This is a genomic window from Pseudomonas sp. 21LCFQ010, assembly GCF_024129905.1.
Taxonomy (GTDB): domain Bacteria; phylum Pseudomonadota; class Gammaproteobacteria; order Pseudomonadales; family Pseudomonadaceae; genus Aquipseudomonas.
The window spans coordinates 82685-101787 of record NZ_JAMYDZ010000009.1 but is presented as its reverse complement, the minus strand read 5'-3'; the positions used below and the strand labels follow the sequence as shown (position 1 = coordinate 101787).

Sequence of the window (19103 nt, the reverse complement as noted above, 5' to 3'; positions counted from 1 at the left end):
GTGCCGCTAATGTGCACAACGATGCTTGACAGCTGGCCAGGCTGTAAGCCTCGCCTTACAGAAAGTGACAAACCAGCGAGCCAGACACTACGACCGGTCATCGACGCCTGGACGCACCCGGCGTGCAAACCGGTTCACCAGAAATTTTGTCAAAGGACTTGCATTACTCGCCAATCTCAGGCAGCATCGCCGCCGTTAAGTACCAAGCTGAATGTCAATTCACTCAGGTCGACCAGGTTCCCAAGGCCAGCCACGGCTATAACCCACGGGAACAGACCCCATCGCTGGTTTTTCGAGCACCTCCTTGCTCTCTCTGCTGCGCCAACGCGCTGCACATCAAGGCCCATGCTCCACCGACCCTTCTGCAATTGATCAGGATCTTCATCAGAGCGCGAACCTTTGCTCTTGTATGTTGCCTGACTTCCCACGTACCTACCGGTCAGCCCGAGCGCCACATATTTATGCGCTTCAACTGGCTGCTTTTGTTCCAGTCAGGTTCTACGCCCAATTACGGCCCCAAGACTCCGTACCCCGCGTTTACTGGAATCCTTAATGGATGCACGGCATGCAGACATGCCGTACTCAGGAATATTTTCATAATGACAACTCAACACTTTCATACCCAAGAAGCCATCAACGCCCTGACTCACGCTTTTGCCCCCATGAACTGCCTTATCGTCGCAGCACGCAAGGGCAGCTTCAGCTTTACCCTGGTCAACGAGCACGGCATTGCCCGTCACAGTGAGCGCCTGTACCCCGAGCAGTACGCCAGCGCAGCCCCGCTGCAGGCCGTCATCGACCGCACCCGCCAGGCCCTGGCGGCCTGATTGAGCGCCAGCCGGCTAATCGCCAAGCGTTCTATCGAAGTGATGCTGGCAAGACAAACGATGTAAAAACAGGCCTTTACACCGTAAATATGACACTACACTTGAACTCAAGCGGCCCTGCCGCTTCCGACGGACCCCACCTTTCATAGTGCTGCCACGCGCGCGGGTCCGCCGGCCACTTCACAGTGAGCGGACTGTCTTATGGGTATCGCAGCCGTACATTTGCACCGTCACGTCATTCGCCCGACTCTGGCCTACCTTGATCGTCACCACCCCGCTGCAGAGGCATTGCTGCTGGGTATCGCCGCCAGCCAGTCGGCGCTCGGTGCCGCACTGGACAGCCCCCGCGGCCATGGCCTCTATCATATTTCCGAATCACGCCATCAGCGGCTCTGGGACGACTACCTGGCGCAGGACCCGAACCTTGCCAGTCTGGTCCGTGGGCTGGCCAGCCAGCATGCGTTTCTCAGCGGCCCGCACCTGGAACTGACCGTCAACCTGCGGTACGCCACGGCGATTGCCTGGCTGATGGTCGAGGCGCAGATCAACACCCTGCCCACGGAAGACGATCCTCTGGCAATGGCCAGAATCTGGCGACAGATATTTCAGCCGCAAGGCAGACTGAAAGATTTTGTCACTGCATGGCAACTCAGCGTCGCCCCTTTATTTGCCACCGCCTAAGCGATGGCCGTAGTCCGCACGTTCTGGGACGATCGTGCAAAAAGGTCCGATTGTCAGACAAAAAAAGGCTCTATCTCGGGCTCTTCAGGCTATGGCGCACGGTAGGAAATATTGATACTTTCGATGCCGTGATTCTCATGGAGTACTAATAATGAAAAAAGCAATGCTCAAGACCACACTCGGATTGACTGCCTGTCTCGCCTCCTCCCATCTGCTGGCTTCCGGTTTCGCCCTCAACGAACAAAGCATCAGTGGCATGGGCACCTCGTTCGCCGGTCGTGCATCGGCAGCTGAAGACGCCAGCACAGTGGCTGGCAACCCTGCCGGTATGTCACGCCTCAAGCGTGAACAGGTCAACCTCGGTGCCGCTGCAATTTTTGCCAAGACTGACATCGACAATGGCCAGGGCACCTTCGGCGGCAGCAATGATGGCGACATGGTCCCTGTGGTCGCGGTACCCATGGGTTACTACGTCAAGCCACTCAGCGAACAATGGACCTTCGGCCTGGGCATGTATGCACCATTTGGCCTGAAGACCGACTACGAAAGCGGCTTCGCCGGCCGTTACTGGGGCTCCAAGAGCGAAGTTCAGGTCGTGACGCTGCAGCCGACCATCAGCTACGCCTTCAACGACCGGGTCTCGATCGGTTTCGGGCCGACAATCAACCGTATTGAAGGCGAGCTGGCTTCGGCAGCCGTCAACGCCGCCACACCTGGCCGCAACGACGGCAAGGTCACCATCAAGGGTGATGACGTCGCGGTAGGCTTCAACATCGGTGTGCTGGTCCAGGCCACCGACGACACAAGCATCGGCCTGGCTTACCGTTCCAAGGTCGACTACAAGCTCAAGGGCAAGACCAAGATCGAAGGCCCGGGCTTCAGTGTGTTCAACGGCCAGAAATACGACGCCTCGCTGAAACTGGAAACCCCGGAGTCTGCCGAACTGTCCATCACCCACCAACTGGATGACCAGTGGACACTCTACGCAGGCAGCACCTGGACCCGCTGGAGCCGTCTGCAATCGATCGACGTGAACAACAGCGGCGTGCCGGCCCAGCTCGGCGGCGCAACAGGTCCGATCGGGCGCATTTCGGAAGTCCAGGAGTGGAAAAACACCTGGTACCACGCCATTGGTGCAGCCTACAAACTGAACAACCAGTGGACCCTGCGCACCGGCCTTGCCATGGACCAGTCGCCAGTCAGCAACTCGCATCGTTCGCCACGCATCCCGACTGGCGATCGCAAGATCTTCAGCCTTGGCGCCGGTTACAGCCCGACCGAAGACATCACCATCGACTTCGCTTACCTGTACCTGCGTGAAGAAGAAGCCAAGCTGCGCGATGCCAGCGCCACCAAAGGCGCCTACAACGCTGACTTCCGCAACAGCGCACACACCATCGGTACTTCGCTGACCTACAAGTTCTGATCACGGATCAGCCATTAAAAAGCCCGCAACCGGTCACGGTTGCGGGCTTTTTAATACCCCTGTATGTACCTCAAGGCTTTGAAGCAATCGCCTTCTCGATGGCCGCAATCAACTGCGGATCATCCGGCTTGGTGGTGCTGCCGAAGTGGGCGACAACCTTGCCCTGACGGTCCAGCACATACTTGTTGAAGTTCCAGCGCGGTGCGGCGCCATCGCTTTGTTCGGCAAGATTACGAAACAACGCAATGGCATCGCTGCCGCGTACCGGTTGCGGCTCGGTCATAGTGAAGGTCACGCCGTAATTGACGTAGCAGACCTTGGCCGTTTCTTCACCGTCCCCGGACTCCTGCTTGAAATCATTGGACGGTACGCCCAGCACCTCAAGGCCTTGAGCCTTGTACTGCTGATTCAACGCCTCCAGGCCCTTGAACTGCGAGGTAAAGCCACAGAAGCTGGCCGTATTGACCACCACCAGCGGTTTACCGGCAAAACGCTGGCACAGGTCAATGGTTTGTTTGCCGCGCAACGCGGGCAACTCGCCCTGTTCCTTGAGCACGGCGGGGCAATCGGCGGCCTGGGCGGTGCTGCCCAAGGCCAGCAATAGAAGTGGCAGTGAAATCCAGCGCGCAGTCATCGGAGCATCCCTGTGGGTGGTGTTTTAGTCGGTGTATTGTCTGACACGTTACTCCCACAACCGGCCACAGCTCAACAATTGCCCATGCCCAGTTGCAACGCCGCCAGCCCCATGCGCTGCCAGCCCCACCAGCTCAGCGCCAGCAGCGCAGTGCCGGCCGCCACAGCGAGCAGCCAGGGGCCAAGGCGGATCACACCGCCACCTGCAAACGAGCCACCGGACGCTCACGCACCGGCCAGTTCAGGGCCGCCGCCAGCACACTGAGCAACACTGCGATTTGCCAGACCAGATCGTAACTGCCGGTACGGTCATAGACCACCCCGCCCAGCCAGCCGCCCATGAACGAGCCCAACTGATGGAACAGGAACACGATACCGGCGAGCATCGACAGGTTACGCACACCGAACATCACCGCCACCGTGCCATTGGTCAACGGCACAGTCGACAGCCACAACAGCCCCATCACCACGCCAAACAGGTAGGCCGAGGTCTCACTGAGCGGCACCCAGAGAAATATCACGATCGCCACGCCGCGCAGCAGATACAGCGCGCTGAGCAGCCGCGGTTTGGACATCCGCCCGCCCAGCCAGCCGGCGGTGTAAGTACCAAAGATATTGAACAGCCCCACCAGCGCCAGCACCGTGGTGCCGACCTGCACCGGCAAGTGCTGATCCACCAGATAAGCCGGCAGGTGCAAGCCGATGAAGACCACTTGAAAGCCACAGACGAAAAAGCCCAGCGCCAGCAGCCAGAAGCCGGAATGGCTGCAGGCTTCGCGCAGCGCCTCAGCCAGCGTCTGCTGCGGCCCCTGGGCCTCCACCGGGCGCTGCTCCTTGAGCATCGCGGCCAGCGGCAGGATCAGCGCCACCAGCACGCTGAGCACCAACAAAGCACCGGACCAGCCCAGGCCGCCAATCAGCCCCAAGGTGCCTGGCAGCATCGCGAACTGGCCAAACGAGCCCGCCGCACTGGCAATCCCCATGCCCATGCTGCGTTTTTCCGCAGGCAACGAGCGCCCCACCAGACTGAGCAAAATCGAGAACGAGGTGCCGGACAAACCGATGCCGATCAGAATGCCAGCACTCAACGACAGGCTCCAGGGCGAATCGGCCATGCTCATCATCGCCAGGCCGATGGCATACAGCACACCCCCTACGAACACCACCTTGCCGGAGCCATAGCGGTCAGCCAGCGCACCGGCGAACGGTTGCGCCAGCCCCCAGCACAGGTTCTGCAGGGCAATGGCGAAGGCAAACACTTCACGGCCCCAGCCAAAATCACTGCTCATGGGCGCAAGAAACAGCCCGAAGCCATGCCGCGTTCCCAGTGATAACGCCAGGATCAGCGCACTGCCCACCATGATCCAGCCGCTGGTTCGCCAGGCTGATGTCATTTGTCATTCCCTCGTACGTTATTCGGGTGGTTTACCCGTTGTTATTCAGGCCAGGCTTTGCAGCACGCGCAGCAGTTCATTACGCCGGTCTTCACCCAATCGATCGATCAATTGTTGCTGGGCCTGCTCCCAGGCCGGGCCGGCTGCGTGCAGACGCTTATTACCTTCAGCCGTCAGGCGCACCAGCCGATTACGCTGATCACGCCCCTCATCCAGCGCCACCAGCCCCTCGGCTTCCAGCACCCGCAGATTGCGGCCCAACGTACTGCGCTCCAGCCCCATGGCTTCAGCCAGGCTGGAGATACTCGGTTGGTCGAGACGCTGCAGATGGCGCAGCAGGGAAAACTGGGCGACATTAATCCCGAAGCCGTCCAGCGCTTCGTCATAATGCCGGCTCACCCCACGGGCAGCACGACGCAGATGGGTACAGATACATTCGGTGGTCAACATAAATACGTGTATATACCCCCATCAATGGGTATTGCAAGATATTTCACAGTATGCCAGCCACGACAAGAACAACATCGTCTGTAGAAGGGGCTTGTGCCCCGAAGGCTCTATTCACAGCGAATGCTGCTTTACAAGGCCAACGCCACCAGCACGGCGACCTCAAGCAACTCCAGCAACGCCCCGGCAGTGTCCCCGGTGGTGCCGCCGAGTCGGCGCAGCATCAGGCTGCGCAGCCAAAGGAAGACCGTGCTGGCGACGAGCAAGGCAACTACGCCGCTGGCGCCCCCCAACAACAGGCAGGCCACCACCACCACGCCCGACACTTGCCAGCCAGCGCGGCGCGGCAGGTGATCGGCCAGCGCCTGACCCAGGCCGCCGGCACGCACGTAAGGCGTGCTGAGAAACAACCCCAGCAACGCCGTGCGCCCGATCAGCGGTGCCAGCAGCAAGCCGATCCACGCCTGCTGCTCAAGCAGGACCAGAATCGCGCAGAACTTCAGCAGCAGCACCAGCACCACGGTGACCACCGCAATCGGTCCGCTGCGCGGGTCCTTCATGATGCTCAGGGTGCGCTCACGGTCACCGAAGCCGCCCAGCCAAGCGTCCGCGCTGTCGGCCAGGCCGTCCAGGTGCAGACCACCGCTGAGCAGCACCCAGGCGCAGAGCAGCAGCGCCGCCTGCAAGATCGGCGGGGTTGCGGACAATAGCGCCGCGAGCAGCATCAACAACGCGCCGAACAGCGCCCCGACCAGCGGATAAAACAGCAGCGAACGGCCCATCTGCTGCGGTTCCGGCATGCCCGGCAAACGCACCGGCAGGCTGCTGAGAAATTGCACGGCGATCCACAAAGGCAGCATCTCAAAGCTCCGTCAGGGTGCCATCCACCGCCACTTGCACGCTGTGCAGCGCGCCATGGGCCACCGACACTTGCAGCAACTGCTCACGGGGCAGGCCGCGGGCACGGGCCAACAACAGGCGGATCACCCCGCCATGACAGACCAGCAATACCCGCTCGCCACTATGGCGCTGTTGCAAGCGTTGCAACGCCGCGCCCACACGCTCGGCAAACACCGCCACCGGCTCGCCATTGGGCGGGGTGAAGGTGTAGGGGTTGTTCCAGAACGCGCCCAGGCCATCGGCATCGGTTTGCATGATCTGCGCCGCGCTGCGCCCTTCCCAGTCACCGAAATGCAGCTCCTGAACATCAGCGTCCAGGCTCAGCGGCAGTTGCAGACGCTCGGCCAATACTTGCGCGAACCGTGCACAGCGCTGCAACGGCGAACTGACGATCCGGGTCCATGGCGCGGCACCTGTTGCAGCGTCGGCCACGGCGGCATGCATCTGTGCCCAGCCCGCTTCGGTCAGGGCATCGTCGATACTGCCGCGCAGACCGCCGCCCAGTTCGGTTTCGCCATGGCGCAGCAGGTCGACGATCATGCCGGGCGATCCGCCACGGCGGCTTCGGCAAAGGTCGCCATGCCGTTATGCAGCTCGCAGGCCAGGCGCACCAGCGGTACTGCCAGCGCCGCACCACTGCCTTCGCCCAGCCGCAGCCCCAGATCAAGCAGCGGCTCGGCCTGCAGCACTTCCAGGACATGCCGATGACCGGGCTCGGCACCGCGATGACCAAACAACAGCCATGGCCGTATCGATGGATTCAGGCGCACCGCCACCAAGGCGGCGACGCTGCAAATAAAGCCATCGACCAGCGCGACGATACCTTCCTGAGCGCAGGCCAGGTAGGCACCGGCCAGAGCGGCGATCTCGAAGCCGCCAAGGCTCAGCAAACTGCCCAGCGGATCGCCCGCATGTTCGGCATGCAACGCCAGGCCGCGCTCGATCACGGCGGTCTTGTGCTGCACGCCCTCGGCGTTCAGACCGGTGCCCGGACCAACCATCAATGCTGCTGCACACTCAAGCAATGAACAGGCTACGGCACTGGCTGCGGTGGTATTGCCAATGCCCATTTCACCGCCGACAAACAGCTCGATACCGGCGGCCTTGGCGCGTAGTACGCTGTCACGCCCGGCCTGCAACGCCGCATGGCCCTGCCCGGCGTTCATCGCCGGGCCGCTGACGAAGCTGGCGGTGCCGGCGCCCAGTTGCAGATGACGCACACCTGGCAGGTTCAGGGCACTGACAGTGCCGAGGTCGACCACATCCAGCTGCGCGACCAATTGCCGGGCCAGTACGCTGATAGCCGCACCGCCATTGACGAAGTTGCCGAGCATCTGCCCGGTGACTTCCTGCGGATAGGCCGACACGCCTTCACTGACCACCCCGTGGTCGCCGGCAAAAATCGCGATCCACAGCCGCTCGACAGCCGGTTTTTCGCGGCCTTGCAGGCCCGCGATCTGCACCGCCAGACGCTCCAGTTGCGCCAGCGAGCCGGCCGGTTTGGTCAGTTGCTGTTGACGCGCCAGCGCCGCTTCACGGGCCGCCACGTCGATGCCGCGAGCAGGGGCAAGCCACCAGGATTGAGTCATGGAGCAGTTCCTTTCAAAGTCAGAGGCAGGCCGGCAACCGTCAACACCACGCGCTGGCAGCGTTCGGCAAGGGCCTGATGCAACAAGCCGGCTTCGTCAACATAGCGACGGGTCAGCTCACCCAGGGGCACGACACCCAGCCCGGTTTCATTGCTGACAAAAATGATTTCGCCTGGCAACTGCGCCACGCTATCGAGCAGCGTCTGGCGCTCATGGGCCAGCCGTTCGGGATCGTCGAGCATCAACAGGTTAGTCAGCCACAAGGTCAGGCAATCGACCAGCAGGCATTGATCAGCGGCCGCGTGCTCACGCAGGACCCGCGCCAGTTCCAGCGGTTCTTCGACCAACCCCCAGTGCTCGGGGCGTCGCGCCCGGTGCAGGGCCACACGCTGGTTGAGTTCGCCGTCTACCGGCTGGCTGGTGGCAATGTAGGTCACCGCCAGCCCCGAGCGGCTTGCCAGCTCTTCAGCCAGGCGGCTCTTGCCAGAGCGGGCGCCGCCGAGAATCAGTTGCAGCATGTCAGTTGTTCTCCAGACCGCACAGCCCACGCAACAGCGCGCCATCGAGGTGCTTGTCGACCAGATCGGCGAGGCGTTCGATATCGCGCTCGCGCAGCGCGTGATAGTCAACACTCTGCACGTCTTCAAGCCCGGCCCAGCGCAGCAGCGCGCCGCAAGCGGCCGGCGATTCAAACAGGCCATGCAGATAGGTGCCAAGCACCTGGCCATCGGCGCTTTGCGCGCCATCACAGCGACCGTCTGCCAATTGCACCGCTGGTTGCTCCAGGGCCGGGCCACTGGTGACCCCGGCATGAATCTCGTAGCCGCTGACCTCGGCGCCTTCCAGGCTCAGCACACCGCGCACGTTACGCAGTTGCTTTTGCGCCTCCAGCACCGTGCTGATCTGTAGCAGAGCAAAACCGGCACTGGAACCCGGCGCGCCTTCCAGGCCCAACGGGTCATGCACCTGCTCACCGAGCATCTGCAGCCCGCCGCAAATGCCCAACAGCTTGCCGCCATAGCGCAGATGCCGGGCGATCGCCGGCTCCCAGCCATTGGCGCGCAGATACGCCAGGTCACTGCGCACGCTCTTGGAGCCAGGCAGGATGATCAGGTCGGCGGGCGGAATCGGCTGGCCGGCGCTGATGAACTGCAAGTTAACCTGCGGGTGCAGGCGCAGCGGGTCAAAGTCCGTGTGGTTGCTGATGCGCGGCAGCACCGGCACCACCACGTTGAGTACCTTGTCGAGCTTTTCGGTCTGGCGCCGGTCCAGACCGTCTTCGGCTTCCAGATGCAAATCCATCAGGTAGGGCAGCACGCCCACTACCGGCTTGCCAGTGCGTTGCTGCAGCCAGTCCAGGCCTGGCTGCAGCAACGCCACATCACCACGAAAGCGGTTGATGATAAAGCCCTTGACCCGCGCCTGCTCGCTGGGCGAGAGCAGTTCCAGCGTACCGACCAGGTGGGCAAACACCCCGCCGCGGTTAATGTCGGCAATCAACAGCACCGGGCAGTCCACCGCCTCGGCAAAGCCCATATTGGCGATGTCGTTCTCGCGCAGGTTGATCTCGGCCGGCGAGCCGGCACCTTCGACCATCACCACCTGATACGCCGCGCCCAGGCGCTGGTGCGAGTCGAGCACCGCCTGCATGGCGATGGCTTTGTAACCGTGATAAGCCACCGCATTCATGGTGGTCACCGCCCGCCCATGAATGATCACCTGCGAGCCGGTGTCGGTATTGGGTTTGAGCAGCACCGGGTTCATGTCGGTGTGCGGCTCAAGCCCGCTGGCCTGGGCCTGTACGGCCTGGGCACGGCCAATCTCGCCGCCGTCGGCAGTGACTGCGCTGTTGAGCGCCATGTTCTGCGGTTTGAACGGCACCACACTGATGCCCTGGCGTTTGAGCCAGCGGCACAGGCCGGTTACCAGCGTGCTTTTGCCCGCATCGGAGGTGGTGCCTTGCACCATCAGGGTGGTCATTTCAGGTCCTTGCGGTAGTCATGCAGCAGGGTTTCCAGGCGCTGCCAGTCAGCTTCACTGTGCGGCAGGCCAAACCGCAGGCTGCTGTGTTCGGCACGCTCGGCCTTGAACAAGCGCAGCAACACTCCACGCCGGGCAGCAAACTCGTACAACGGCTCAGCATGGGCAGTGACCAGCCATTGAAACAGTGCGCAACCGCCGTCAGGTTCCAGACCATGAGCGCTGAGCAGCGCCGACAGGCGCAGCGCCGCATATTCACAACGCTCACGCTGCAATTGCTGGCCGGGCAGATCGCTCAGGCACGCCAGCCCGACCTTGCGGGTGGGGCCGCTGACGGCCCAGGGGCCGATCTCGCTCGCCAGTGCCTGCAACAAACCGGCCTCAGCCAGCACAAAGCCCAGGCGCGCACCGGCCAGGCCAAAAAACTTGCCAAACGAGCGCAACACGATAAGCCCGCTGCGCCAGGTTTCGGCCGCCAGGCTGTGCGCCGGCGCGGTGTCCATAAACGCCTCGTCCACCACCAGCCAGCCACCGCGCTCGGCCAGCCGGGCATGCCATTTGAGCAACTGCTCAGGCGCAATCAAACGGCCGGTGGGGTTATTCGGGTTGACCACCACCAGCACGTTGAAGACGTCGATGAAGTGCTCGACTTCATGCTCCAGCACTTCACGCACCAGAAAACCGCTCTTGCGCCAGGCATGAGCATGCTCGGCATAACACGGCGACAGCACGCCAACCTTGCCGACGGGGCCACGCAAGCGGGGTAACGCCTGAATGGCAGCCTGGGAGCCCGGCACCGGCAACACCTGCGCGGCGTTGTAATAGGCGCAAGCCGCCGCTTCCAGACCGTCATCGGTTTCTGGCAAACGTGCCCAGTCGCGCGCATCGACCGGCGCAATCGGCCAGGACCACGGCGCGATACCGGTGGACAGATCCAGCCAGTCGGCCTCGGCAATCGCGTACTGCTGCGCCGCTGCGCGTAGCCGGCCGCCATGTTCAAGCATAGAGTTGCGCTCCCACGCAGAGAATCAGCAGCCACAGCCATACGCCGCGCTGCACCAGTTGCCAGCCGGCTTCGATGGACTCGGCATCGGCAGGCCGGCCTTCGCCCAGCGCTGGACGCTCGTGCAACTCACCGTGATAAATCGCTGCACCGCCCAGCTCGACCCCCAGCGCGCCAGCGCCCGCCGCCATCACCGGGCCGGCATTGGGGCTGTCCCAGGTCGGCCCCTGGGTGCGCCAGCAACGCAGCGCCAGGCGGGTTTTGCCCAGCAGCGCATAGGTCAAGGCCACCAGCCGCGCAGGAATGTAATTGAGCACGTCGTCGATCTTCGCCGCCGCCCAGCCAAAGCGCTCGAAACGCTCGTTGCGATAACCCCACATGGCGTCCAGGGTATTGCTCAGGCGATACAGCACCACCCCGGGCGCACCGGCCACGACAAACCAGAACAACGCGGCGAATACCGCATCGCTGCCATTTTCCAGCACCGACTCGGTGGCTGCGCGGGCCACGCCATTGGCATCAAGCTCCGAAGTCTGGCGGCTGACCAGATAACCGACCCGCTGCCGCGCCTGGTCGAGGTCACCGCCACGCAATGCCGCCGCGACCGGCTGCACATGCTCGCCGAGGCTGCGCAGGCCCAGCGCGCAGTACAACGCCAGAATGTCCACCAGCAGCCCGATATAAGGCAGCCAGCTCAGCAAGGTGATCAGCAGGGTCAGCGGAATCACCGCCAGCACCCAGGCGGTGACCCCATGACTGCGCCAGCCGCGCCCGGCGGCATTGAAACGCTGTTCGATGCGCTCGGCGTATCGCCCGAACGCCACCAGCGGATGCGAGCGCTTCGGTTCTCCGAGCAACGCATCCAGCGCCACCCCCGCTACGCTCAACAGCGCCACACTCATCGATGCACTCCCCATTGATTGTCATACAGCAGTTGTTCCAGCGGGCGCTCTTGCGCCCAGCCTTCGAGCACCAGCATGGGTGCCGGATAGAAACCGGTGACCGGCCCCAGGCATAGAATCGCCAACGGCCGGGCGCCCTCGGGCATGTTCAGCAGGGCGGCCAGCTTGTCAGGATCGAACAGCGACACCCAGCCCATGCCCAGCCCTTCGGCGCGGGCCGCCAGCCACATATTCTGAATGGCGCAGGACATTGAGGCGATGTCCATTTCCGGCATCGTGCGTCGGCCAAAGACAAACTGCTCACGGCCGTCCATCAATGCGGCGACGATCACCTCGGCACAGTCGCTGATACCCTCGACCTTGAGCTTCATGAATTGATCGGCGCGCTCGCCCAATGCTTCAGCGGTGCGGACCCGCTCCTGCTCGACCTGCTCTTGCATGCTGCTGCGCAGCGCCGGATCAGTGATCCGGATAAAGCGCCAGGGCTGCATCAGGCCGACGCTCGGCGCGTGGTGCGCGGCTTCGAGCAAGCGCGCCAGAACCTCGGGCGCCACCGTGCCGCCGCTGAAATGACGCATGTCGCGGCGCTCGGCAATCGCCCGGTACACCGCGGCCCGCTCATCCGGGCTAAAGGCTGCTTCACTCATGGTTTCAGCAACGCCGCCACCGCCTGGGGGTTGGAAGGGAAATAAAAGTGCACATAAGAGGCGGTCAGCCGCCCCAGCCGGTACACCGCTTCGGCGCCACGTCCACCGTTGGGGCTGACACCACGGGCAATCGGCTCCAGTTCAGTGCTGGTCAGCGAATGGTGATAGGTGTGGCCGCGCAACACGCCCTCAGGCAGCGTCACCGCTTGCAGGGCCAACGCCGCCAGGCGCTTCTGCATGGTCGCCTCACCGGGCAGCAGGCCGGCCAACTCAGCGCGCACCCCGTCGACATCAGTCAGTGCGTCGAGCAGATACAGCATGCCGCCACATTCGGCCAGCAGCGGCTTGCCCTGTGCGTGGTGGGCGGCAATGGCCTCGCGCATCGAGCGGTTGGCCTGCAGCGCAACATGGTGCAATTCAGGGTAACCGCCGGGCAGGTACAGACTGTCCGCTTCGGGCAACTGGCTGTCGTGAATCGGCGAGAAGAACTTCAGTTCGGCGCCCATATTGCGCAGCAGCTCCAGGCTGGCGCCGTAGGTGAAGGCAAAGGCTTCGTCACGGGCAATCGCAACCCGCACCCCGGCCAGCCAGGGCTCGACCGGTTGCGGCTCAGGTGCGGCAAAACTCACCGGCGGCGGCAGCGCGACTTCGCAAGTGCCGGCCAGCGCCTCGGCCGCAGCATCAAGGCGTGCATCCAGGTCATTCAGTTCACTGGCTTGCACCAGGCCCAAATGCCGGCTGGGCAGTTCAATACCGGTTTCGCGCGACAACGCGCCGTACCAGCGCAGGCCCTCGGTCAGGCTGTTTTCCAGCAGTTGCGCATGGCGCACCGTGCCAACCCGGTTGGCCAGCACACCGGCGAATGGCAGGTCTGGCTGATAACGGGCCAGGCCCAGCGCCAGTGCGCCAAAGGTCTGGGCCATGGCAGTACCGTCAATAACGCCCAGCACCGGCACCCCGAAGTGGCGGGCCAGATCCGCGCTGGAGGGCGTGCCATCGAACAGGCCCATGACCCCTTCAATCAGGATCAGGTCAGCCTCAGCGGCCGCCTCCCAGAGCAGCCGCCGGCTTTCATCGGCGCCGACCATCCACAGGTCCAGTTGATAGACCGGCGCACCACTGGCGCGTTCGAGAATCATCGGGTCGAGAAAGTCCGGCCCGCACTTGAACACCCGGACCTTGCGGCCCTGATTGCGATGCAAACGTGCCAGGGCAGCAGTGACGGTAGTCTTGCCCTGGCCGGACGCCGGCGCGGCGATCAGTACCGCAGGACATTGTCGCGCTTGCGCATCACTCACAGTTCGATGCCCTTCTGCGCCCGGATGCCGGCCTGGAAGGCATGCTTGACCATGCCGATCTCCGAGACGGTATCGGCCAGCTCGATCAGTTCCGGTTTTGCCCCGCGACCGGTCACCACGACGTGCTGCATCGGCGGGCGCGCCTGCAGGTCGTTGAGCACCTGCTCCAGGTCGAGGTAGCCGTGTTTGAGCGCGATATTCAGCTCGTCGAGGATCACCAGATTGATGTTCGGGTCGCTGAGCAACTGCTTCGACACTTGCCAGGCCGCTTCGGCAGCGGCGATGTCGCGCTGGCGGTCCTGGGTTTCCCAGGTAAAGCCCTCGCCCATGACGTGATAACGCACCTGGTCGGGGAAACGGCGGAAGAACAGCTCTTCGCCAGTGGCGTTACGGCCCTTGATAAATTGCACCACGCCACACTGCATATCGTGGCCCATCGCCCGGGCGAGCATGCCAAAGGCCGAGCTGCTCTTGCCCTTGCCATTGCCGCCCAGCACCAGCAGCAGGCCGCACTCGTTGGGCGAGTTGGCGATGCGTTCATCGATAATGGCTTTTTTACGCTGCATGCGCGCCAGATGGCGCTCGTCGCGTTCGAGGGACTCGTTCATCTCAGCTCTCCGCTGGAAAGGCAGGCGAAAGCAGACAACAGGACGACAGAACGCCAAGGCAGTCAGTTGCCTTGCGCAGAGCATCGCCCGCCGTGATGCCTTGAATACGTGACAGGCCGGTCTCCGGGCTCATGAGCGAGGCATTGCCTGCCGACCGCGCGCCTTCCCGGAGAATGTCCAGTGGCACGATGCGCGGTCTTGACTCATTTACCGTTGCGGGGGCAGCGCCGGAATCGAAGTGCGTGTCTTCCCACCGGCTTCCCTGTTTCACCCTGCCAGCCGTTGGCTGCCGGGCACCTGAAACAAACCGCGAAGGGTAGAGGGTTGGGCATGGAGCGTCAAACGGTATCGGGTCGGGTATCGGCGCGTCTGCGCGTAGGAACGGCTTTAGCCGCAATACCGTCCGATCAGGCACTTCACTTTTTGTGGGAGCGAGCTTGCTCGCGAAGAGGCCGGTAAAGTCAGCGCATTTGCTGTGAAGCTGGCATCGCATTCGCGAGCAAGCTCGCTCCCACCGGATTTGTGCCGTGCTCAAGAAACAGACACGACGCTCACTCGCTAAGAGCCGGCTTCCCCCTACGCGATGCCTCCACTAACGGTTGTTCTGCGCCAGGCTGGAAGGCTCCAGAACGCGCTTGGCGTTCAGGTAGGCTTTCTGCCAATAAGGCGAGCCGAGGCTGTCGAGCTTGACGGTGCCGCCAGTGGCCGGGGCATGCACGAAGCGGCCTTCGCCGACGTAGATGCCGGCATGGGAGACCTGCGAGCCGCCGGAGGTGGCGAAGAACACCAGGTCGCCGGTCTGGAGGTTCTCGCGGCCGACGTTGGGCGCTTTCATCACGATCATGTCGCGGGTCGAACGCGGCAGGCTGATGCCCGCCATGTCGCGGTAGACATAGCCGATCAGGCCACTGCAGTCGAAGCCGGAGTCCGGGGTATTACCGCCCCAGCGGTAAGGCGTGCCAACCAGGCCTAGCGCGCGAAACAGCACGTCTTCGGCAGCGGGTGAATTCAGCACCGCAGGCGCGACGATCACCGGACGCTGGACGACCTTGGGTTTGGGCGGCGGCGCGCTGGCGCAGGCGCCGAGCAGCGCAGCGAGAGAGATCACGGCACAGCGTAAGAAAATCGACATGACCACAAAAACTCCATCAGGAATGCGGCTTTACTGCCGAAAGCTAGAAAGCCCGTTAAGAGAGACTAGCTGAAGACCAGAGCGCTGTGCAGAGGTTTCAGACAATCCGACCAAACGGGCTTTCCAGTTAACAGGCCGTTTCAAACAGCTTGTTTTAGTTATGACGCTTGTTACTCACCGGCTTGACGCTGGTGGAAGTCATTGCAGTGGTCTGCGCCTCACCGGAGGCTGGTGCCAACACCAGAGCGCGCTTGGCTTCGACGAAGGTTTTGCTCCAGTAGGTGTCGTCCAGGCTGTCGATCCGCACCCCACCGCTACGGCGGCTGCTGGAGTGGATGAACTGGTCGTCGCCCAGATAGATCGCAGCGTGGCTGATACGGCCGCGGCCGGCAGTGCTGAAGAACAGCAGGTCGCCTGGCTTGAGGTCATGACGCGAGACCTGCGGGGCGTCGATTTTCATCATGTCGCGGCTCGAACGCGGCAGGGTCATGCCGGCTTCTTCGCGGAACAGGTAGCTGATGAAACCGCTGCAATCGAAACCGGCAGTGGAGTTGCCGCCAAAGCGGTAACGGGTGCCGATCAGCGCCTTGCCGCGCTCCAGAATGCTGTCTGCCAGCAACGGCAGCTGGTAGGCATTCTCGTCGGTGAACTCGGCCAGCTCTTCTTCCGCTTCCAGAGCTTGCTGGGCACGGATGTTGTGCGCCTGACGGGCACTGGATTGAGCGGTAACGGAATTCTGGTATTGAGCGAATTGCTCTGGCTGGGTCACCGATGACTGGGTGGAGCAGCCGAATAGAAAAGTAACTAAAGCGAGTGGCACGAGGGGTGCGAAGCGTAAAACTTGCATGGGCACGACCGTGGCGTCAAAAAATGAGGAGCCGCGACTATGCCCGCTATCCAACCGATTTGCAAATTCTATCGAATTAAATGTGACTTATGAGTTCCGGCATGACATGTGCCGCCCGGCCCTGCAGGAAAATATCCATCCCCGCACTGTGATCAGTGGCCTGAGGATTGATTTCCAGGGTAAAGCCGCCGGTAATCCGCGTGCGCAACACCGGCTCGTGAATATAGGGAAAGCTGGCGGTGGTGCCGATACTCAGCACCGCGTCGAAGCCCAGCGCCATTTGCGCTTGCAGAGCGTCTATAGCGGGCTCAGGGAGCATTTCCTGGAACAGAACAACCGGCGGTCGCAAAATGCCATGACAATGGCTACACAGCGGCGGTAGCTCGGCTGATAGATGCCCGGCCAGTTGCGGGTCTTCGGCGCCGCACGCCTGGCAAAACAGCGGAGTCATTTGCCCATGAATCTCGATCAGGCGCTCCGGCGGACTGCCCGCAGCCCGGTGATAGCCATCGACATTCTGGGTCAGCACCCAGCAATCAGGCTTGAGGCGCTGTAATTGCGCGATGGCGTAATGGGCGATGTTGGGCTCGCCAGCAAGGCAGGCCTTGCCCAGTTCAGCGATGTATTTCCAGCACAGCGCCGGATCGCGGCGCAGCATCGGCCCGGACAGCGCCATTTCAATAGGCAAGCCATCATCGGTACGGCCGTTATACAGGCCGCCCAGACCACGATAGGTCGGCAACCCTGAATCGGCCGACAGACCGGCACCGGTGATGATCAGAATACGTTGGGCATGCCGCAAGGCGGCGGCGGCCTGGCGGATCAGTTGCTGATCGAGCGGCGCCGCTACCACCCAAGGGTTTCCTTGAGAAAAGGAATGGTCAGTTTGCGCTTTTCTTGCAACGAGGCCTGATCGAGGCGTTCAAGCAGTTCGAACAACGCACTCATGCTGCGCGTGCCACGGGTCAGAATGAAATGCCCGACTTCGTCGGTGAGGTGCAGGCCACGGCGCGAGGCACGCAGTTGCAAGGCGCGCAGCTTGTCTTCATCAGACAGGCCGCGCATCTGGAACACCAGCGCCATGGTCAGGCGTGACTTGAGGTCAGGCAGCTTGATCGACAGCTCGCGAGGTGACTTGGACGCGGCAATCAATAAACGCCGGCCACTGTCACGCAAACGATTGAACAGGTGAAACAGTGCCTCTTCCCAGTCAGCCTTGCCGGCGATGGCCTGCAAGTCATCCAGGCAAACCAGTTCGTACTGCTCAAGATGATCGAACAGCTCGACGCCCTGCTCGAGCAACTCGGTCAGCGGCAGGTAGACCGCCGGCTCGCCCAGTTGCTTGAAGCGCAGGCAGGCCGCCTGCAACAGATGAGAGCGCCCCACCCCGTCTTTGCCCCACAGATAGATGAGGCTTTCGGTCCATCCCGCATCGGCCTCGCACAACCGCTCGACATAGCCGAGGGCCGCCGCGTTGGCGCCGGGATAGTAATTGATGAAAGTGGCGTCATCGCGCAGACGCACACTCAGGGGCAGCTGAACCGGTTTCATGCTGACTGGGCGCTTCCTGGGAGCAAGCGATGACCTCTGAATAAAGTTAGCAAAGTCTATACCCGTGAGGCGGACCGCACAATGCGACAGACTTCAAGCAAAATCAAAGGCTTGCGTTTTTTCGCAGCGCCTGCTCCAGCGGTGTTTGCCAGCATCGGCCATTAAAGTTCCGGGTCACGACTGCCTGCATACATGTCCGACTCTTTGTACAGGGTATGCACATGGCGCAACAACACCATGATCACCGCCGCCACCGGCAACGCCAACAGGATGCCAGTAAAGCCGAACAACTCACCGCCCGCCAGAATCGCGAAGATCACCGCCACCGGGTGCAGGCCGATACGGTCGCCCACCAGTAAAGGGGTGAGAACCATGCCTTCCAGCGCCTGACCGATCATGAACACCGCAACGATCCCGAGCATCGGATACAGGTCACCACCGAACTGGAACAAGCCGGCGATCAGTGCCGCGCCAATACCGATAACGAAGCCCATATAAGGCACGATCGCTGCCAGACCGGCAATCATGCCGATCAGCAACCCCAGTTCCAGGCCCACCAGCATCAGCCCGGCCGAATAGATCACGCCAAGGCCGACCATCACCAACAACTGGCCGCGAATGAAGGCGCCCAGCACTTCGTGACATTCACTGGCAAGGCCCATGATCTGGGTTTCACGCTGGCGCGGCAGCAGGCTGCGCAGCTTGGCCATCATCAGATCCCAGTCGCGCAGCAGATAGAAGCTCACCACCGGGATCAGCACCAGATTGGCCAGCCAGGCCATCAGCGCCAGGCTAGAAGCGGTGGCTTGGGAGAGCACCAGGCCAACGATATCGCCAGCCTGCCCCATATGCCCGGCCAGCGCCGTCTTGAGTTTGTCGAACCGCCAGAAGCCATCGGACAGGCCGAACTTGGCCTGCGCCCACGGCAAGGCGGTGTGTTGCAGCCAGTCGAGGATCTGCGGGGCCAGCTCATAAAGGCGGATCAACTGCTTGACCAGCATCGGCACCAGCACCAGCAGCAACGCCAGCATGATCAAGGTAAACAAACCGAACACCGCTGCTACGCCGAGGGTACGGGACAAGCCAAGACGCTCCAGGCGGTCGACCAGCGGGTCGCCCATATAGGCCAGCAGCAACGCGACCAGAAACGGCATCAGGATCGAATGCAGCGAGAATAGAAAGGCGATCAGCAGCGCCGCAGCGCCCAGCCAGTACCAGCGTTTTATGTCAGTCATTGA

The 19103-nt window shown here is 62.4% G+C and carries 22 protein-coding genes and 1 riboswitch; of the genes, 3 read left to right on the top strand and 19 right to left on the bottom strand.

Annotated elements, in window-relative coordinates:
• Nucleotides 1–599: 599 nt before the first annotated feature.
• The 3 genes from NJC38_RS12880 to NJC38_RS12870 all read left to right on the top strand — a co-directional run bounded on the left by NJC38_RS12880 (nucleotide 600) and on the right by NJC38_RS12870 (nucleotide 2934).
• Nucleotides 600–827 carry a hypothetical protein gene (locus NJC38_RS12880; protein ID WP_045482064.1) on the top strand — a complete coding sequence of 76 codons (228 nt, stop codon included), beginning with the start codon at nucleotides 600–602 and terminating at the stop codon, nucleotides 825–827.
• Between the two features lie 201 nt (nucleotides 828–1028).
• Nucleotides 1029–1508 (top strand): hypothetical protein, encoded by a 480-nt coding sequence (locus tag NJC38_RS12875; protein ID WP_045482067.1) that lies wholly within the window; start codon nucleotides 1029–1031, stop codon nucleotides 1506–1508.
• 151 nt (nucleotides 1509–1659) lie between these two features.
• Entirely contained in the window at nucleotides 1660–2934 is a 1275-nt protein-coding gene (locus NJC38_RS12870) for an outer membrane protein transport protein (protein WP_045482070.1), read from the top strand.
• A gap of 70 nt (nucleotides 2935–3004) precedes the next feature.
• Here NJC38_RS12870 and NJC38_RS12865 read toward each other — a convergent pair whose 3' ends face one another.
• The 19 genes from NJC38_RS12865 to NJC38_RS12780 form a co-directional block, all read right to left on the bottom strand.
• Nucleotides 3005–3568 (bottom strand): glutathione peroxidase, encoded by a 564-nt coding sequence (locus NJC38_RS12865; RefSeq protein WP_253115068.1) that lies wholly within the window; start codon nucleotides 3566–3568, stop codon nucleotides 3005–3007.
• A 71-nt stretch (nucleotides 3569–3639) separates the two neighbouring features.
• A complete protein-coding gene (locus NJC38_RS29030) occupies nucleotides 3640–3762 on the bottom strand; it encodes a hypothetical protein (RefSeq protein ID WP_269451202.1) in 123 nt (40 codons plus the stop codon).
• Entirely contained in the window at nucleotides 3759–4961 is a 1203-nt protein-coding gene (locus NJC38_RS12860; RefSeq protein WP_253115067.1) for an MFS transporter, read from the bottom strand. Before NJC38_RS12860 ends, NJC38_RS29030 begins: the two co-directional genes overlap by 4 nt.
• A 45-nt stretch (nucleotides 4962–5006) precedes the next feature.
• Nucleotides 5007–5411, bottom strand: coding sequence for a MarR family winged helix-turn-helix transcriptional regulator (locus tag NJC38_RS12855; protein ID WP_045482079.1), 405 nt, complete (start codon nucleotides 5409–5411; stop codon nucleotides 5007–5009).
• A gap of 128 nt (nucleotides 5412–5539) precedes the next feature.
• Nucleotides 5540–6268, bottom strand: coding sequence for an adenosylcobinamide-GDP ribazoletransferase (locus tag NJC38_RS12850; protein WP_253115066.1), 729 nt, complete (start codon nucleotides 6266–6268; stop codon nucleotides 5540–5542).
• A gap of 1 nt (nucleotide 6269) precedes the next feature.
• Nucleotides 6270–6848 carry an alpha-ribazole phosphatase family protein gene (cobC, locus tag NJC38_RS12845; RefSeq protein ID WP_253115065.1) on the bottom strand — a complete coding sequence of 193 codons (579 nt, stop codon included), beginning with the start codon at nucleotides 6846–6848 and terminating at the stop codon, nucleotides 6270–6272.
• Nucleotides 6845–7897: a nicotinate-nucleotide--dimethylbenzimidazole phosphoribosyltransferase gene (cobT, locus tag NJC38_RS12840; RefSeq protein WP_253115064.1), complete on the bottom strand. Its 1053-nt coding sequence runs from the start codon at nucleotides 7895–7897 to the stop codon at nucleotides 6845–6847. The genes cobC and cobT overlap by 4 nt, the downstream gene beginning before the upstream one ends.
• The gene (gene cobU / locus NJC38_RS12835; RefSeq protein WP_253115063.1) at nucleotides 7894–8415 is read right to left on the bottom strand and encodes a bifunctional adenosylcobinamide kinase/adenosylcobinamide-phosphate guanylyltransferase; all 522 of its coding nucleotides are present in this window, start codon (nucleotides 8413–8415) and stop codon (nucleotides 7894–7896) included. Before cobU ends, cobT begins: the two co-directional genes overlap by 4 nt.
• Before the next feature lies 1 nt (nucleotide 8416).
• A complete protein-coding gene (locus NJC38_RS12830) occupies nucleotides 8417–9877 on the bottom strand; it encodes a cobyric acid synthase (RefSeq protein WP_253115062.1) in 1461 nt (486 codons plus the stop codon).
• Nucleotides 9874–10881 (bottom strand): threonine-phosphate decarboxylase CobD, encoded by a 1008-nt coding sequence (gene cobD, locus NJC38_RS12825; protein WP_253115061.1) that lies wholly within the window; start codon nucleotides 10879–10881, stop codon nucleotides 9874–9876. The genes NJC38_RS12830 and cobD overlap by 4 nt, the downstream gene beginning before the upstream one ends.
• Entirely contained in the window at nucleotides 10874–11782 is a 909-nt protein-coding gene (cbiB, locus tag NJC38_RS12820; RefSeq protein ID WP_045482101.1) for an adenosylcobinamide-phosphate synthase CbiB, read from the bottom strand. Before cbiB ends, cobD begins: the two co-directional genes overlap by 8 nt.
• Complete coding sequence (gene bluB / locus NJC38_RS12815) at nucleotides 11779–12429, bottom strand: 5,6-dimethylbenzimidazole synthase (RefSeq protein ID WP_253115060.1); 651 nt, start codon at nucleotides 12427–12429, stop codon at nucleotides 11779–11781. Before bluB ends, cbiB begins: the two co-directional genes overlap by 4 nt.
• A complete protein-coding gene (locus tag NJC38_RS12810) occupies nucleotides 12426–13727 on the bottom strand; it encodes a cobyrinate a,c-diamide synthase (protein ID WP_253115059.1) in 1302 nt (433 codons plus the stop codon). The genes bluB and NJC38_RS12810 overlap by 4 nt, the downstream gene beginning before the upstream one ends.
• The gene (gene cobO, locus NJC38_RS12805; RefSeq protein WP_045482110.1) at nucleotides 13724–14335 is read right to left on the bottom strand and encodes a cob(I)yrinic acid a,c-diamide adenosyltransferase; all 612 of its coding nucleotides are present in this window, start codon (nucleotides 14333–14335) and stop codon (nucleotides 13724–13726) included. The genes NJC38_RS12810 and cobO overlap by 4 nt, the downstream gene beginning before the upstream one ends.
• A 96-nt stretch (nucleotides 14336–14431) precedes the next feature.
• Nucleotides 14432–14651, bottom strand: a riboswitch (cobalamin riboswitch).
• 276 nt (nucleotides 14652–14927) lie between these two features.
• On the bottom strand, nucleotides 14928–15467 hold the full coding sequence (locus NJC38_RS12800; protein ID WP_045482113.1) for a C40 family peptidase: 540 nt from the start codon (nucleotides 15465–15467) through the stop codon (nucleotides 14928–14930).
• A 154-nt stretch (nucleotides 15468–15621) separates the two neighbouring features.
• Complete coding sequence (locus tag NJC38_RS12795; protein ID WP_045482116.1) at nucleotides 15622–16314, bottom strand: C40 family peptidase; 693 nt, start codon at nucleotides 16312–16314, stop codon at nucleotides 15622–15624.
• Between the two features lie 76 nt (nucleotides 16315–16390).
• The gene (locus tag NJC38_RS12790; RefSeq protein ID WP_045482119.1) at nucleotides 16391–17167 is read right to left on the bottom strand and encodes an NAD-dependent deacylase; all 777 of its coding nucleotides are present in this window, start codon (nucleotides 17165–17167) and stop codon (nucleotides 16391–16393) included.
• The gene (gene hda / locus NJC38_RS12785) at nucleotides 17161–17865 is read right to left on the bottom strand and encodes a DnaA regulatory inactivator Hda (protein ID WP_045482122.1); all 705 of its coding nucleotides are present in this window, start codon (nucleotides 17863–17865) and stop codon (nucleotides 17161–17163) included. Before hda ends, NJC38_RS12790 begins: the two co-directional genes overlap by 7 nt.
• Nucleotides 17866–18026: 161 nt before the next feature.
• Nucleotides 18027–19100, bottom strand: coding sequence for an AI-2E family transporter (locus NJC38_RS12780; protein ID WP_045482125.1), 1074 nt, complete (start codon nucleotides 19098–19100; stop codon nucleotides 18027–18029).
• Between the last annotated feature and the right edge of the window lie 3 nt (nucleotides 19101–19103).